This is a genomic window from Clostridium sp. YIM B02500 (assembly GCF_022324665.1).
GTDB lineage: Bacteria > Bacillota > Clostridia > Clostridiales > Clostridiaceae > Clostridium > Clostridium beijerinckii.
This window is the reverse complement of record NZ_JAKGTE010000003.1, coordinates 128309-145693: the sequence shown is the minus strand read 5'-3', so window position 1 is coordinate 145693 and position 17385 is coordinate 128309. Positions and strand designations below refer to the sequence as shown.

Sequence of the window (17385 nt, the reverse complement as noted above, 5' to 3'; positions counted from 1 at the left end):
GTGAAGAAATATGTGTAAGATAGGTATCTTAGATAAACTTTCCTTTTTATTAGTTCTTATAGGTTCATTAAATTGGGGAACAATAGGTTTGTTCAACCTAAATATAGCAAAATTAATTTCTATGAATATTCCAATAATAGAGAGGTTTATCTATATTGCAGTATTTTTAGGTGCCTTAGATTTGGTTTCATTGCTATTTAGATGCAATTTAATAATGGATGAGAATTAGACTTTAATTAAAGATCTGCATGAGTAATCGATATCAAGAATTATACTTATATAAATTATTTAATATTTATACTACTAATGCACCAAAAAAGGTTCCATATTAATAATATGGAACCTTTTTTGGTATATTAGTCTTCTAAAGTTTGAACTAATTTAACGATTTCTTCTACTGCTAAAGCTTCGTCATCTCCTGAAGCAACAACCTTGATAGTAGCATCTTTAGTTACTGCTAAAGATAATACTCCGATTAAGCTTTTTACATTTGCTTTCTTGCCGTTATATTCTATACTAACGTCTGATTTAAATGAAGAAGCCTTCTTAACTAATAATGTTGCTGGTCTAGCATGAAGACCAGATGAATTTTTTACTGTAACCTCTTTTGCTATCATTATATACACCTCTTTACAAAAAATTAATAAATATAGCATTTAACTATTATAGTATAATCGTTTTTATTGATAATTTCAACTTAAAAATGATTGCTCATATGATAATTTAGAAATAATTTTAATTATCTAGGTTGTACTATTAATTTTATGGCCGTTCTTTCTTCTCCATCTATTTGTATATCTGTGAAAGCCGGTATACATACTATATCTTTTCCACTTGGTGCAACAAATCCCCTTGCTATTGCAATAGCCTTAACTGCTTGGTTTATAGCACCTGCACCAACAGCTTGAATTTCTGCAATATTTTTTTCCTTTATTATAGCTGCTAGTGCACCTGCTACAGAATTAGGATTTGATTTTGTTGATACTTTTAATACTTCCATTTTTGTTATTCCTCCTAGAATTTAATACACAAATCGTTTACATTAAATATATTCTATATAATTCCTAAAATTCCTTTTAGAATTACTAAATTAAAAAATATTTTTATTTCTAGGTATTTTGTTTTTATATACTCAATTATAGTTTAAATGAATTAATTACATCTAATCTATAATAAAACGAAGTATATTTCATCACTTAACAAAATATACTTCACTTTTTTTACTTAGCAAAATCTACTGCTCTAGTTTCTCTTATGACATTAATTTTAATTTGTCCTGGATATTCAAGTTCTTCCTCGACACTCTTAACTAAATTACGTGCCAATTCAATTGTTCCAGCATCATCTACTTTATCTGGTTTAACCATAATTCTAATCTCTCTACCAGCTTGAATGGCATATGACTTTTCTACACCTTCATGTGAATTTGCAATTTCCTCTAACTTTTCCAATCTCTTAATGTATGCTTCCAATGTCTCTCTTCTAGCGCCTGGTCTAGCCGCTGATATTGCATCTGCCGCTTGAACTAGTACTGCTTCTAAAGATTGCATTTCTACATCTGAATGATGCGCTGCTATTGCATTTATTACTAATGGCGATTCGTGATACTTTTTAGCTAGATCTCCACCAATTAGAGCATGAGGCCCTTCTTGTTCTTGATCCACAGCTTTACCAATATCGTGTAGCAATCCTGCTCTTTTAGCTAAAGTAACATCTAAACCTAGCTCTGAAGCCATTAAGCCAGCTAAGTATGAAACTTCTATGGAATGCTTTAACACATTTTGCCCATAACTTGTTCTATACTTCAATCTACCAAGAAGTCTTATAATTTCAGGATGTAGTCCATGTACACTAGTTTCAAGAGCTGCTTGCTCTCCTTCTTCTTTTATACTACTTTCCACGTCCTTAGTTGCTCTTTCAACCATCTCTTCGATTCTCGCTGGATGTATTCTGCCATCCACTATTAACTTTTCTAGTGCCATTCTCGCAACTTCTCTCCTAATTGGATCAAAGCTAGAAAGAATGACTGCTTCTGGAGTATCATCTATAATCAAATCAACTCCTGTTAATGTTTCCAAGGTTCTAATGTTTCTTCCTTCTCTACCTATTATTCTACCTTTCATCTCATCATTCGGTAGTGCAACAACGTGTACAGTTGATTCAGACACATGATCGGCAGCACATCTTTGGATCGCAGTTGTAATTACTTCCCTTGCCCTCTTGTCTGCCTCTTCTTTTGCCTTACTTTCAATATCTTTTATCATTAAAGCTGCATCGTGTGTAATTTCTTTCCTTATTTCATCTAGAAGAATCTCACGTGCTTCTTCACTAGATAGAGCCGATATTCTTTCAAGTTCTGCTCTTCTTTCTTCATAAAGCTTCTGTACTCTTGCTTCTACTTGATCTACCTCAAGCATTCTTTGATTGATTGTTTCGTCTTTCTTTTCAAGAAGTTCACTCTTTTTATCAAGTGCTTCTTCTCTTTGAATTACTCTTCTTTCAAGCCTTTGAATCTCATTTCTTCTCTCACGAGATTCCTTATCAAAATCATTTCTTAATTTATGAAGTTCTTCTTTTGCCTCAAGGATTGCTTCTTTTTTAGTTGCTTCTGCATCCTTTTTAGCTCTTACTAGAATTTCTTCTGCTTCTTTTTCAAGCGATTCAATCTTTGCTTTTGATATGTTTTGAATCGTTTTATAAACCACTATTCCTAATATTAATAAAACTATTACATCTATTAATATCATTACTGCTGTTACCACATAAACACCTCCTAATTTATCATTTTCTCATTATATTATTAACAAGAAAGTATAGTAGGTGTCATATTCTTCTCACTGCATTTGGAATATGATAAACCAGTATTCCTTTTTATTCTATATTAAAAACAAAATTATGTCAAGTTTGCGCATATAACTGTTACATACTGCATTATGCTGTTAAATACTTAATATAGCTGCATATATATGAGTTATCATAATATATGCAGCTATACATTTATTAATAAATATTATGAAGTAAATTCACATTTAAACTTTCCATTTATTGCATCTTCTTTATTCTTTTGTGTCTACAGCAACATCATCTTTATCGCTTATATCTTCTTTAGCTCCCTCTGGTGCAGCTGCCTTAAATAGTTCTGCAGGTGGAAGATTATACTTTTCTCTAATTTGATTTTCTATATCTAATGCTACTTCAGGATTTTCTTTTAGATATAATTTAGCATTTTCTCTTCCTTGGCCTAATCTTATATCTCCATAAGAAAACCAAGCTCCACTCTTTTGAACAATCTCTTCTTTTACTCCAACATCTACTATATTACCACATCTTGATATACCCTCATTATACATAATATCAAATTCTGCTTGTTTAAATGGTGGTGCAACTTTATTTTTCATTACCTTTATTCTTGTTCTGTTACCTATTATTGAATCCCCTTGTTTTATAGAATCTATTCTTCTAATATCAAGTCTTACTGATGCATAGAATTTTAATGCTCTTCCTCCAGTTGTTGTTTCTGGTGAACCAAACATAACCCCAACTTTTTCTCTTAATTGGTTAATAAATATAGCAACACAATTAGTCTTATTTATTGTTCCTGCAAGCTTTCTTAAAGCCTGTGACATAAGTCTTGCTTGAAGACCAATATGTGAATCTCCCATTTCTCCTTCAATTTCAGCTTTAGGTACTAAAGCCGCAACTGAGTCTACTACCAAAACATCAATAGCTCCAGAACGGACTAATGCTTCAGCTATTTCAAGTCCTTGTTCCCCTGTATCAGGTTGAGAAATTATTAAGCTATCTACATCAACTCCAAGTTTTTGGGCATAACTAGGATCTAATGCATGTTCTGCATCTATGTATCCTACTGCTCCACCTTTCTTTTGTGATTCTGCCGCTATATGAAGCGCAATTGTAGTTTTTCCTGAACTTTCTGGTCCATAAATTTCAATAATTCTACCTTTAGGTACTCCTCCAATTCCAAGAGCTATATCTAAATCTAAACATCCTGTTGATATAGCATCCATGTTAGAAATATTGTGATCACCCAATTTCATTACTGATCCTTTACCAAATTGTTTTTCTATATGACTCATAGCACTTTCAATTGCTTTTAACTTTTCTGCATTTATAATTCCCATAATACTAATTAACTCCCTTCCATCGAACTTATGTTCTATATTTATTATAAATTAATTACAAACCATAGTCAATAATTAATTCTAAGAAAAGCCCCTTCTTTGCTAGCAAAGAAGGAACCTTTTTAATTCATATCCATTTTTTTATATTTCTAAACATGGATCTTATATATTTTATTTATCGTAAGAAACAGCTTCCTTATTCTTTTTAAAGTAATCGTAACCTGAAAGCAGGGTTACTATAACCGCAATCATAAGCATTATCATTGGAGCGAATTTAAAAAATCCTTTCAAATAATAATTGTCTATTACAAAAATTTTTAACAGTCTTGCATCATGAATATTTACTTTTAATAATAATAAAATTATTGCTATAATTTGTATAACCGTTTTGATTTTTCCCCACCAGCTAGCTGCTATAACTCTTCCTTGCGCTGCCGCTATTGATCTTAAGCCTGAAACAGCAAATTCTCGTGCAATTATAACTACTGCTGCCCATCCTGGTACTACTTGTAAATCAACTAAAGAAATTAACGCCGCAGTAACTAATAATTTATCTGCTAAAGGATCCATAAATTTTCCAAAGTTAGTTATTTGATTTCTAGATCTAGCAATATACCCATCTAACTTATCCGTTAATGAAGCTAAAATAAATATAAATGTAGCAATAAAACTTCCATATGGTATATCTTTAACTGCTATAAATACTAAAAATACAGGAACCAAAAATATTCTAATTAAGGTTAACTTATTTGCAAGATTCATCAACAACAACTCCCACTAAATCATAATCCATAGTCTCTACTATTTTTACCTTTACAAATTCACCATTTTCTATTTTTGCATTTGATTCAAATAATACATTTGCATCTATATCAGGAGCCATTTCATAGCTTCTTCCATAATAGCACTTTCCATTATATCCCTCAACAAGAATATCATATAACTTTCCAATTTTCAATTTATTTATTTCTTCTGAAATATTCTTTTGTAAAAGCATTAAATCTTCTTCTCTTTTTTCCTTAATTTCTTCATCTATTTGCCCATCCATTTTAGCTGCTGGAGTATCTTCTTCCTGAGAATAAGTAAATGCTCCCACTTTATCAAGCTTATATTCCTTCAAGAAATCAATAATTTCATTAAAATCTTCATCAGTTTCGTTTGGAAATCCTACTATAAATGTTGTTCTTATAACAATTTCAGGAACTCTTTCCCTTAAAATTTGTATTTTATTAATTATATCTTTTTTACTAGTTTTTCTTCCCATAAGTTTTAAAATATTATCGCTTATATGTTGAATAGGTATATCTAAATACTTTACAACTTTTTCATTACAAGCAATTTCGTTTATAAGTTCATCATATATCTCTTCTGGATAACAATAAAGTACCCTTATCCATTCAATTCCTTCAATTTTGGATAATTCCTTAAGAAGAACATGCAGATTCTTTTTCCCATAAATATCACTTCCATATAAAGTAGTGTCTTGAGCTATAAGTATGATTTCCTTTACTCCACTCTCACTCAAATCTCTTGCTTCATTTATAATATTTTCCATCTTCCTACTTCTAAATTTTCCCCTTATCTTAGGAATTATACAATATGTGCAAAAATTATTGCATCCTTCTGCTATTCTTATATATGCACTCTCCCTTTGAGTTGTAATAATTCTCTTTCCTTCATTAATATTTTCATCAGAATAATTTAAGAGTTCTGTTGCTAATTTATTTCCGTCTATAAATTCAGTTATAATTTCATTTATTTTATTATAGTCATTAACTCCAAGCATTATATCTATTTCAGGTATTAATGTTCTCAACTCTTCTCCATATCTTTGAGTAAGACATCCTGTAGCTATAAGCAGTTTACATTTATAATTAATTTTATAATTAGCCATCTCTAAAATTGTGTCAATAGATTCTTGTTTGGCACTCTCTATAAATCCGCATGTATTCACTATAATTATATCTGCGTTTTTTGGGTTATTAGTTATCTCATATTCATCACTCATCTTACCTAAGATTATCTCTGAGTCAACTCTATTTTTATCACAGCCTAAGCTTACCATTCCAACTTTATACTTGCTTGAAGCTTCTTCATTATATTGTTCTCTATTCTTCGCTATTTCTATTTTAATTTCGCTCAACTTCTTATATCCTCCTACGTTCTAATAGTCTTAATTATAACAAATTAGAACTACATTTTACAAGTTGCTATTATACATATACTACTCCCAAATCTCATAAAAATCACTTATTATTTTACCTCAAAAGAGTTAAATTAAAAAAGTTAACATAATGTTTAATTTTATTTCATAATTAATCTAAAACTATAGCTTTAAACTTTTTAGACATTATTAATTAATTTTCCTCTTCATGTTCATCTTCTAATAGCTGCTGCTTAGTAATAAGCACCTGCCTTGGTCTACTTCCATCCTTTTCCGATATAATCCCCCGTTCTTCTAATTGATCCATTATTCTAGAAGCTCTATTAAACCCTATTCTGAACTTTCTTTGAATAAACGAAGTTGATGCCTGACCATACTCAACTACAACATTTATCACCTCATTAAGTAATTCATCAACATCGTCATTATTATCATTTGCATCCACAGATTTTGAATCTGACGCATTATTAATATGATCAATTATATCTTCTTCATACTTAGTATCACCCTGTTCACTCTTAATAAACGATACAACTTGCTCTACTTCTTCCTCCGATATGAAGCAACCTTGAACTCTAAGAGGCTTACTTTCTCCCACTGGATAATATAACATGTCACCTTTTCCTAACAATTTTTCCGCTCCGGATCCATCTAAGATAGTTCTAGAATCAATTTGAGATGATACTGCAAATGATATTCTAGATGGAATATTAGCTTTAATTACCCCTGTTATTACATCAACTGATGGTCTTTGAGTTGCTATAACTAAATGCATACCTGCAGCTCTTGCCATTTGTGCTAATCTTCCAATATAATCTTCTACATCATTAGGACATACCATCATAAGATCAGCAAGCTCATCTACTATAATAACTATATATGGCAGTTTTTGTTCTATTATACCCTTATTAAATAATTCATTATACGACTCCATATTTCTAACTCCAGAGTCTGCAAAGAGCTTATACCTATTGGTCATTTCATTTACTGCCCAATTTAAAGCTGCTGCCGCTTTCTTAGGATCTGTAACAACTGGAATCAAAAGATGTGGTATTCCATTATAAACATTTAACTCAACAACCTTTGGGTCTACCATTAAAAGTTTAACTTCTTCTGGATTATACTTATATAATAGGCTTATTATAAGAGAGTTTATGCATACACTCTTACCAGAACCTGTTGCCCCTGCAATCAGTGTATGTGGCATCTTACTCAAATCTCCCACAACACATTTTCCTGATATATCTTTTCCTAAAGCAAATGCAAGCTTTTTCTTAGACTCGATAAATTCATCATTTTCTAGAACTTCTCTTAAAAAGACTGGTTTTTGTTTTCCATTTGGAACTTCTATACCAACTGCCGCCTTACCTGGAATTGGTGCTTCTATTCTTATCCCAGAAGCTGCTAACCCTAAAGCTATATCATCAGATAGATTTACAATCTTACTAACTTTGACGCCCGGACTTGGCTGAAGTTCAAATCTCGTAACTGATGGACCTTTTGTAACTTGAGTAACCTTGGCATCTACTCCAAAATTAGATAATATTTCTTCAAGCTTATTAGCATTCTCTATTAATTCTTTTTTGTCACTGCTATTAAGTTTTGTATTTGAATTTAATTTTAATAATTCAAGGCTTGGATGTTTATACTCCTTAGTTTCTTTTTGTTCCATTATATGTTCTTGTATCTCTTTATTTACTACTTCCTTAACATCATTACCTAAGTTTTCTTTCTTCTTAGTATGACTTTGCGTAGGTTTTTCTATAAAACTCTCTATCTGAATATCTGATGATACTTCAGCTTTTGATATAGGTGAGATTTCTGTATCATCACTAGTATTTTTCATAAAATCTAGAATTTTTATCTTCTTTTCTACACCAGAAAGAAATGCTTCTTTTTCATTTTCTTTATCATCTTTTTCTACTATATTTATAAAGTTCTCTCTAACTGGTTTCTGCTCATCCCTTACTTTTCTACTTCTTCTGCTATTTCTTATTTTTTCACCTTTATTGTAGGCCTTTATCCCTAAATCATAAAGAGTAATATCGAAAATCAAAGTGATGGCAATTATTGAAAATGCGAGAAGAACTATATATGTCCCAAGGGCCCCTATAATTTTATACATTGGATAACATATGAGATATGCCATTATTCCACCATGAGGAGTCTGGGCGCTATCATTAAGTATGACCTTAAAATTTTCAAAAAAACTTCCTTGCCCGTCTAAACTTTGAATGTTTATTGTTCCAAATGTCAATATGGTAACAGCTACTAATATAGTTATTCCAAAAAAATTCTTGCTTAATTTAATATTTCCTCGTGTTTTTATATATTGGAATCCAAAATATATTAAATAAATAGGCAATGCATTTGCACCTATTCCAATTACTACATATGATACTCTTTGCGCTAAAGATGATAATATTCCAGCTAAAGAAGTGTATATTGCTATACCAAGTATTATTCCTGTTGCAATATACACTATTCCTACTATATCTGGATTTATTGTGTTTTCATCTTTTTTACTTTTTGTAGTGCTATGTTTGCCTTTAGTCCTACCCACCTTAAATCACCTCATAATTTTATTTCTACATTGAATAGCAATTCTCCTTTAATAAGATAACACTAAAAACAAAAATCGGCTATAGATTTTTTTCTATAACCTTAAAAATAGCTACTATTTTTCTATTAATTCATTAAGTTTGCTTAAAGCTTCCTGTATTCCTCCAACTTGGTCAATAAGTCCACAATCAACTGCTTGCTTTCCAATTAACATTGTTCCTACATCATTTAATAAATCATCTGTTTGAAGCATGAATCTTTCTAAAGTATCTGGTTTTATATTTGATGTTCTAACTATAAACTCATTTATTCTTTCTTGCATTTTCTTAAAGTATTCAAATGTTTGAGATACTCCAATCACAAATCCATTCATTCTTACTGGATGAACTATCATTGTTGCAGATGGTGTTATAAATGAAAAGTCTGCTGATGTAGCAAGCGGTACTCCTATGGAATGACCTCCACCAATTACTATAGAAACGGTTGGTTTTGACATACTTCGAATCATTTCAGAAATAGCTAAACCAGCTTCTACATCTCCTCCAACTGTATTTAAGACTATGAGTAGCCCTTTTGCATCATCATTTTGTTCGATATCTATTAATTGAGGTATAATATGTTCATATTTTGTGGCTTTTGTTTGTGGGGGAAGTACGGAATGCCCTTCAATCTGCCCTATTATAGATAAAACCTGTATTCTTTTATTTGGAGTTGCTAATGTAGTATTTCCAAGTTCTTTTACATTTTCTATTTTATCCTGTGCTTCTGATGTATTTTTATCTTCCTTTTCTTTCTCATTATTATTTAAAATATATTTATCCATAAAATAATTCCTCCTATACTCTTTTTATTTTGTACAGTAGGAATTATTTTATACATAAGTGAAATTCCAAATCTATGATTTGGCTAATTGAACTTACTCAGCGAACGAAGCGAGTCGAGTTTCCTTTTAAATTCAAAATCTATGATTTAGTTACTCGAACTTACCCAACTAGCCAATTTTCCTTTTGAATCCCAGATCTATTATTTTATTAATTTAACTTACTCTATATAAAAACTCATAGAACGCATTTAATTAAACTTCCGTTATATTAAAGTTTAAAAGTTTTATGTAAAACATTTATTGCTTCTTTTTCGTTTTCAGAGTGAACCAAGCACCAGATTGTCATATGAGAATCCGCTGTTTGTAATACTTCTATATTATTATCACTTAATGCCTTGATTATTTTAGCCATTACTCCTGGTATACCCGTCATTCTAGAACCAATAACTGCTACTTTGCTACAGTTGTCTATCAAAGTATACTTTAAGTTAGCATTATTTAGAATGTTTTCTAAAATCTCTTTATCCACTTGATTTATAGTGAAAATTTGTTCATTAGGAAATATATTTATTAGATCTAAGCTTATTTTATTTGCAGCTAATAAATCCAATACATTTTTGTATTTTACATTTCCTTGATTTTCTGCTGCCCTTATAGAAACCTGAATTCTATTCTTTTGGCTTGCGATTCCTGTCATTATCCTGTCATTGCTTTTATCTCCAAAGTTGTTTATTAAAGTTCCTTTACTATTACTCATAGTATTTTTAATTAATATAGGAATATTTCCTTCCATTGCAACTTCTACGGCTTTTGGATGAATTACTGTTGCACCCTTATCCGCTAGTTGGAATACTTCATTATAACTTATTACATCAATTAAATTTGCATTTTCAACAACTCTTGGATCTGCTGTCATGATTCCATCTACATCAGTATATATTTCAATTTCTGACGCTTTAAGGGCCACTCCTAAAATAGAAGCCGTCGTATCGCTTCCCCCTCTGCCTAAAGTAGTTAAATATCCGTTTTCAGTCATTCCTTGAAATCCAGTTACTACAGGAATTCTTCCTTGAGACACTAACTCTAGTATTTTCTTAGGTTTCACCTCAATGCAAGTTGCATCAGTAAAATTATTATCAGTTAATATTCCTGCTTGTCCGCCAGTAAGTGGTACAGCATCAATTCCTGCATTATATAAATCATTACTCATAACAACTGAGCTTATAATTTCTCCACATGTCATTAATAAGTCTTGTGCTAACTTATTAGCATTTTTAAATTTATCGCTTATTAATGATAATAATGTATCTGTTGCATATGGCTGACCTTTTCTTCCCATTGCTGATACTACCACAACAGGACTATATCCATCTTTAATTGCACTCTTAACTTTTTCAATTACTTTCTTTCTATTTTCTTCAGTAGATACTGAAGTTCCTCCAAACTTTTGTACAACTATTTTCATTAAATTTCCTCCTGAATTATAACTTTACTTTTTTTATTACTTCCTCATCTGCATCTAATATGATAGTTTTAGCACCAATTTTTTTTACACAATCCCATGGAATTTCTAAAAAATCTTTACTGCTAAATAGATTAAATTTCCCACCACTTAAATTAACTATTAAATATTTAAAATTTCCTTCTTCATCTATTATTAGATCATTATTCAATAGATAATCATACTTTTCACCATCATTTATATTAATAAGTTCGTATCTCTCTATATCACTTAAATATTTCACCTTATTTTCTTCGCTCATAATAAAAACCTCCTTTTAGTACTCATAAAATAATATGAGAAAAGGAGGTGTATTATTACATAATCTTCTATAAATTAATTTTACCATTATGATTTGAGTTATCATATGCTTTGGCACTCTTTAGTATTATAGAATCTAATTTACTATATTCTACATCTTGCCCAACATACGCTGCATTTATAACTCCCTTTTTAAAACATCTTTCTAAGACGTATTGTATATTATCTTTTCTTATATTATCTATTTTCTTTATTACTTCTTCTTGAGTTTTTATTTTATTTCTAAACAGGAATGTCTTTACATTAGAAAACATTCTTGAACTAGTACTTTCAAGCCCTAAAATATAATTAGCTTTAATTTTCTCCTTATTTATTTCAAGCTGCTTATCAGTTATTCCATTCTTACTAAATAGAGTAATTTCTTTTTCTATAACTTCTAAGGCCTTCTCTCCATAATTTCTATTTAAGCCGGCATATATATTTAAAGTTCCAACTCCCTGAAATGGTTGCAAGTAAGATGTTATAGAATAACATAATCCTAATTCTTCTCGCACTTTTTGGAAAAGGATTGAAGATGCACCACTTCCAAATATATTATTAAGTAGCACTAATGCGTAATTGTTTTCATCTCCATAAGGTAATCCCTCTAATCCCAGAGAAATATGAAGCTGCTCGATTTCTTTTTTTGCATATGCAGAATCAACTTGTATTATTGTTTTATCATATTCTGGAGTATATTCACCTTTGCTTTTCCATTCACCAAAATATTTATTAATCAATTCATCTAACTCTTTATCATTGAATTTACCACAAACTGATATTACAGAATTATATGGCGTATACTTTTCACTAATAAAATTCAATATCTTTTCTCTAGTAAATGACTTTACCAATGGTATTGTTCCTAAAATAGGATATCCTAACGACTCATTTCCAAAACAAGCTTTAGAATGCACATCATCTAATACATCTTCCGGCGAATCTTCACTCATATTAATTTCTTCAATTACTACGCCTTTTTCTTTTTCTATCTCTTCTGGATCGAATTTTGCATTTAAAAGTATGTCTGAAAGAACATCTAACGTTAAATCTAGATGGGTATCTAATGCTTTAATATAATAACAGGTAGCTTCTTTACTTGTGAAAGCATTGATCTGTCCTCCAACATTCTCAATATCCTCCATTATTTCTTTAGAAGTTCTTTTATCAGTTCCTTTAAAAAACATATGCTCAATAAAATGGGATATTCCATTAACTTCTGGACTCTCATTTCTAGAACCATTCTGAACCATTACTCCAACACTGATAGAATTTAAGTGTTCTATTTTTTCTGTTACAATTCTTAATCCATTTTTAAGGGTATATGTGTTATACATTTTGTACTTGCCCTCCTTCTTAGTTAAAAAAAAGGCAATTAATTGCCCTTTATTTCTCTTCCTTATTTTCTTGTTCTACTAAAGCATCTTTTCTTGAAAGATTTATTCTGCCTTGGTTATCAATTTCTGTAACCTTAACTAAAATCTCATCTCCAATAGATACTACATCTTCTACTTTGTTCACTCTTTCCTTAGCTAGCTTAGAAATATGAACTAATCCTTCTTTACTTGGTAAAATCTCAACAAAAGCTCCAAATGTAGTTATTTTAGTAACTTTTCCAAGATAAACTTCTCCAGCTTTAACTTCTTTAGTTAATCCTTCTATTATCTTTATGGCTTCATTAACACCATTATGATCAGTTGAGCTTACAAATACAGTTCCATCTTCTTTTATATCTATCTTAACTCCTGTATCTTGTATAATTTTATTTATAACCTTACCACCTGCTCCTATTACATCCCTTATCTTATCAGGATTTATGCTCATAATTTGTGTTTTTGGAGCATATAATGAAACATCTTCTTTAGGTGTAGAAATACATTCGTTTATTTTATCAATTATAGTAAGTCTAGCTTTTCTAGCATCTCTTATAGCATTTTCTACTACATTAAAACTAAAACCTTGAAGCTTAGTATCTACTTGAATAGATGTTATACCTTCTGTTGTTCCAGCTACCTTAAAATCCATATCTCCAAAGAAATCTTCTATTCCTTGAATATCAGTTAATACTGCTTCTTCACTTAAATCTTCTGAAGTTATTAATCCCATTGCAATACCAGCTGCTGGTCTTTTAATTGGTACACCTGCATCTAATAATGCTAATGTCGAACCACAAACTGATGCTTGTGAAGTTGAACCATTAGAACTTAAAACTTCTGATACTAATCTTATTGTATATGGGAATTCTTCTTCGGAAGGGATTAATGGTTCTAAAGCTCTTTCTGCTAAAGCTCCATGACCTATTTCACGTCTACCAGGACCTCTTAAAGGTTTTACTTCTCCAACACTGTATCCTGGGAAATTATAATGATGCATATATCGTTTTGATTGAGCTTCATCTATTCCATCTAGAATTTGAATCTCGCTAATTGAACCAAGAGTTGCAACTGTCATTACTTGAGTTAATCCTCTTGTGAATAATCCTGTACCGTGTGTTCTAGGTAAAATTCCTATTTCACATCCTAATGGTCTGATTTGATCAAATGCTCTTCCATCTGGCCTTCTCTTATCTTTTAGAAGCATGTGTCTTACAACTTTCTTTTGCATAGTGTAAAGAACTTCCTTAATATCGCCCATTTTATCAGCATATTTTTCACCAAATGCTTCATTAACTTTTTCATAAACTGCATCAACAGCAGCATTTCTTTCATCTTTTTCCATGATATACATTGCTTCTTTAATCATGTCAGATGCAAATTCTTTAACATCTTTTTCAAGTTCTGGATCTACAGCATATAATACTGGTTCATCTTTTTTCTTTCCAAACTTAGCTACTGCTTCTTCTTGGAATGCAATAATCTTTTGACACTCATCAAAACCATATTTAATAGCGTCTATCATAGTATCTTCTGGTATCTCCTGTCCACCAGCTTCAATCATCATTACTCTTTCTTTTGTAGCGCATACTGTTAAATGAAGAATGCTTTTTTCACGACCCTGAGTATCTGGATTTGTAACGAATTTACCATCGATAATTCCTACTTGAACTGCTGCAGCTGGAATTGTATAAGGAATACTTGAAAGGCATAATGCAAGCGATGCTGCATTAATTGCTAAGATTTCTGGCAAATTATCTTTTTCTACGGATACAACTGTAGTAACAACTTGAACGTCATTTCTGTATCCCTTTGGAAATAGAGGTCTTAGAGTTCTATCAACAGCTCTACCATTTAATATAGCTTTTTCTGATGGTCTTCCTTCTCTCTTGATAAATCCACCTGGAATTTTACCTACTGCATATAATCTTTCTTCATATTCAACACTTAGAGGAAAGAAATCAATTCCTTCTCTTGGCTGCTCTGATGCATTAACATTAGTTAAAATTACTGTGTCTCCATAGCTAGTAAATGTTGCTGCATTTGATAACATACCTACTTTTCCGAACTCAACTTTCAATTCTCTTCCAGCGATTTCAGTCGTTAGAACGTTATTCATAATTTATGACCTCCCTTTAGGTTCATCTAATCATTAATAATATTGTATAATTTTTCTATAATTTGTATAGTTTAAAATAATAGAGCGGAAAACTCCGCTCTAAAAATTATCTTCTTAAACCTAATTCTTTGATTAAAGTTCTATATCTTTCGATATCTTGATCACTTAAATAGTTTAAAAGACCTCTTCTTTGACCAACCATCATTAATAGCCCTCTTCTTGAGTGATGATCTTTCTTATGAACTTTTAAATGTTCAGTTAAAGATTGAATTCTTTCAGTAAGTAATGCTACTTGAACTTCTGGTGAACCAGTGTCGCCTTCGCTTCTTCCAAACTTTTTAATTAATTCTAATTTTCTTGCCTTATCCATTATAAGTGCACCTCCGTGTATTATATTAATTATCCCCTAGTTCCAAGTAAAAGATGGCACCTTACAACTTAGAATTAGGTTCCCTGTGTTATTATATCAAAAGTAACTATTATTGTAAACTATATTATTAAAGCCGACATGCAATTCTCATTTTTTGCAAAAGCTTTATCACTTTCGAGCTGGTCCTTTAACTCTTCTAAACTATTAAATTTTTCTTCGTCGCGGATTTTTTTTATAAAACTCACATCTATTTTATCTCCATATATTTCTTTATTAAAATCTAATATATAAGTTTCTACCGTTAAATTTTTACCTTCAACCGTAGGATTGTATCCAACAGATGTGATTCCTTTATATATATTATTATTTACCTTAACATTAGTATAATATACACCAATCTTAGGTAAAATGAAATTTTCATGATATTTTAAATTCGCTGTAGGAAAACCTATAGTTCTTCCAATTTTCTTTCCATGAATAATTTCACCACTTAATGTGTAAGGCATGCTGAGCATCTTATTAGCTTCCGAAACCTCACCATCTTGAATGGCTTTTCTAATTCTAGTACTGCTTACAACATCGTTATTATATGTACATGGATCCATAACATATAGTTCATACCCATATTCGTTTTGCAATTCTCTTAGAAGTTCTACATTTCCTAAATTCTTGTATCCGAATTTATAATTGAACCCTACAACAAACCCCTTGATATTATAATTAACTATCAAAAACTCTATAAATTCCTTTGGAGTCATTTTCATAAATTCAAGATCAAATTCCTTAAAGCAAACTATATCTACTTTATGTTTTTCCAGAATTTTCGCTTTTCTTTCATTGTCCATCAAAAGTTTTACTGAGTTTTCTTTATTTATAAGAGTTCTCGGATGGTTCTTAAATGTAAAAACCATACTTCTCCCTTTATTTTTTTTTGCAACTTCTACTACTTTATTTATTAAAGAAAGATGCCCAATATGAAGTCCATCAAAACTTCCAAGAGCTATATAATTATTAGAACTTTGAATATCTTTTGAATGTTTATCTATAATTATCATTATCCTTACTCCTAAATCAAGGCACCCAGAAAAACAGCTACATACCAGTCAAGATGCCTAAAGCAACAATTTTTCGATTTTGAATCCATCATCATCTTGTTTTCCAATTCCTATAAAAATGCCTTCACTATCATATACCCTATATAGAACATTTTTTTCTCTTTTTTCATTTGTCAATCTCTTATCGAATACTTTAACTCCATTTATTAATAATTTAGTAAATGTACTCTTTACTGTAATTTTAGGGTAAAAAGAAAGTGCATCCTCTATAGTCATAATATAATCTTGTATATTTTCCTTAGTTAAATCATCTATGTTTACACTATCTGATTGCTTAAAAATGGATGTTTCAGATCTATTTAATTCTGCCATAGCTGCTCCAACTTTTAGTTTTTCACCAATATCATAACATAAACTTCTAATATATGTCCCTTTTGAACAAGCTACTTTCATATATACATAAGGTAATTCAATCTTCAAATCTGATATATTAAATATTCTAATTTTTCTCGCTTCTCTTTCAACCTCAATACCTTTCCTAGCCAATTCATAGAGCCTTACTCCATTTTTTTTAAGGGCAGAATACATAGGTGGAACTTGGTCATATTCTCCGATAAAGGATAATGCAACCTCTGAAACTTCATCACTCTTAATATGATCTATTTCATTCTTCTCCAATATCTCACCTTCAAGATCATATGTGGTTGTCTTCACTCCAAGTAGAAATTTCACCTCATATACCTTATTACTGTTCATTATATAATCAATAGTTTTTGTAGCTTTTCCAAGGCAGACTGGAAGGACTCCAGTAGCTTCCGGGTCCAATGTTCCAGTATGACCGACTTTCTTCTCGTTAGCTAAGAATTTTATTTTTCTAACTACATCAAAGGAAGTCATTCCTTTATTTTTGAATATATTTAATACTCCATTTATCTGTGAAGTTTTTGTATCTTTCATATATGAATTCTCTATTCCT

Annotated in this window: 16 protein-coding genes; 1 reads left to right on the top strand and 15 read right to left on the bottom strand. The window is 30.7% G+C overall.

The genetic code is table 11. From position 1 onward, the window contains the following. Nucleotides 1–10 precede the first annotated feature (10 nt). A complete protein-coding gene (locus L1S46_RS03340; protein ID WP_011968556.1) occupies nucleotides 11–229 on the top strand; it encodes a DUF378 domain-containing protein in 219 nt (72 codons plus the stop codon). A 127-nt stretch (nucleotides 230–356) separates the two neighbouring features. On the opposite strand, the gene L1S46_RS03335 is transcribed toward L1S46_RS03340, so the two are convergent. The 15 genes from L1S46_RS03335 to truB form a co-directional block, all read right to left on the bottom strand. Next, nucleotides 357–617: an HPr family phosphocarrier protein gene (locus L1S46_RS03335; RefSeq protein ID WP_011968555.1), complete on the bottom strand. Its 261-nt coding sequence runs from the start codon at nucleotides 615–617 to the stop codon at nucleotides 357–359. A gap of 122 nt (nucleotides 618–739) precedes the next feature. After that, nucleotides 740–1000, bottom strand: a complete 261-nt coding sequence (locus L1S46_RS03330) for a stage V sporulation protein S (protein WP_171786550.1) — start codon at nucleotides 998–1000, stop codon at nucleotides 740–742. A 220-nt stretch (nucleotides 1001–1220) separates the two neighbouring features. Continuing rightward, nucleotides 1221–2762 (bottom strand): ribonuclease Y, encoded by a 1542-nt coding sequence (gene rny, locus L1S46_RS03325; RefSeq protein WP_011968554.1) that lies wholly within the window; start codon nucleotides 2760–2762, stop codon nucleotides 1221–1223. A 294-nt stretch (nucleotides 2763–3056) separates the two neighbouring features. Further along, nucleotides 3057–4142 carry a recombinase RecA gene (gene recA / locus L1S46_RS03320; RefSeq protein WP_041895002.1) on the bottom strand — a complete coding sequence of 362 codons (1086 nt, stop codon included), beginning with the start codon at nucleotides 4140–4142 and terminating at the stop codon, nucleotides 3057–3059. A 171-nt stretch (nucleotides 4143–4313) separates the two neighbouring features. Beyond that, nucleotides 4314–4904 carry a CDP-diacylglycerol--glycerol-3-phosphate 3-phosphatidyltransferase gene (pgsA, locus tag L1S46_RS03315; protein WP_011968552.1) on the bottom strand — a complete coding sequence of 197 codons (591 nt, stop codon included), beginning with the start codon at nucleotides 4902–4904 and terminating at the stop codon, nucleotides 4314–4316. After that, entirely contained in the window at nucleotides 4888–6207 is a 1320-nt protein-coding gene (gene rimO, locus L1S46_RS03310) for a 30S ribosomal protein S12 methylthiotransferase RimO (RefSeq protein WP_238899271.1), read from the bottom strand. Before rimO ends, pgsA begins: the two co-directional genes overlap by 17 nt. 292 nt (nucleotides 6208–6499) lie before the next feature. Continuing rightward, nucleotides 6500–8869, bottom strand: a complete 2370-nt coding sequence (locus L1S46_RS03305; protein ID WP_238899212.1) for a DNA translocase FtsK — start codon at nucleotides 8867–8869, stop codon at nucleotides 6500–6502. Nucleotides 8870–8983: 114 nt separating this feature from the next. Beyond that, on the bottom strand, nucleotides 8984–9691 hold the full coding sequence (locus L1S46_RS03300; protein ID WP_011968549.1) for an ATP-dependent Clp protease proteolytic subunit: 708 nt from the start codon (nucleotides 9689–9691) through the stop codon (nucleotides 8984–8986). 268 nt (nucleotides 9692–9959) lie between these two features. Further along, nucleotides 9960–11156, bottom strand: a complete 1197-nt coding sequence (gene dapG / locus L1S46_RS03295; RefSeq protein ID WP_238899211.1) for an aspartate kinase — start codon at nucleotides 11154–11156, stop codon at nucleotides 9960–9962. A gap of 16 nt (nucleotides 11157–11172) precedes the next feature. Beyond that, nucleotides 11173–11454 carry a YlmC/YmxH family sporulation protein gene (locus L1S46_RS03290; protein WP_011968547.1) on the bottom strand — a complete coding sequence of 94 codons (282 nt, stop codon included), beginning with the start codon at nucleotides 11452–11454 and terminating at the stop codon, nucleotides 11173–11175. Nucleotides 11455–11521: 67 nt separating this feature from the next. Then, complete coding sequence (locus L1S46_RS03285; protein ID WP_238899210.1) at nucleotides 11522–12829, bottom strand: pitrilysin family protein; 1308 nt, start codon at nucleotides 12827–12829, stop codon at nucleotides 11522–11524. 49 nt (nucleotides 12830–12878) lie between these two features. Continuing rightward, nucleotides 12879–14984: a polyribonucleotide nucleotidyltransferase gene (locus tag L1S46_RS03280; RefSeq protein WP_011968545.1), complete on the bottom strand. Its 2106-nt coding sequence runs from the start codon at nucleotides 14982–14984 to the stop codon at nucleotides 12879–12881. A gap of 106 nt (nucleotides 14985–15090) precedes the next feature. Next, on the bottom strand, nucleotides 15091–15354 hold the full coding sequence (rpsO, locus tag L1S46_RS03275; RefSeq protein WP_011968544.1) for a 30S ribosomal protein S15: 264 nt from the start codon (nucleotides 15352–15354) through the stop codon (nucleotides 15091–15093). A 119-nt stretch (nucleotides 15355–15473) separates the two neighbouring features. Continuing rightward, nucleotides 15474–16409 carry a bifunctional riboflavin kinase/FAD synthetase gene (locus L1S46_RS03270; RefSeq protein WP_238899209.1) on the bottom strand — a complete coding sequence of 312 codons (936 nt, stop codon included), beginning with the start codon at nucleotides 16407–16409 and terminating at the stop codon, nucleotides 15474–15476. A gap of 57 nt (nucleotides 16410–16466) precedes the next feature. Further along, the gene (gene truB / locus L1S46_RS03265; RefSeq protein WP_238899208.1) at nucleotides 16467–17366 is read right to left on the bottom strand and encodes a tRNA pseudouridine(55) synthase TruB; all 900 of its coding nucleotides are present in this window, start codon (nucleotides 17364–17366) and stop codon (nucleotides 16467–16469) included. Nucleotides 17367–17385 lie beyond the last annotated feature (19 nt).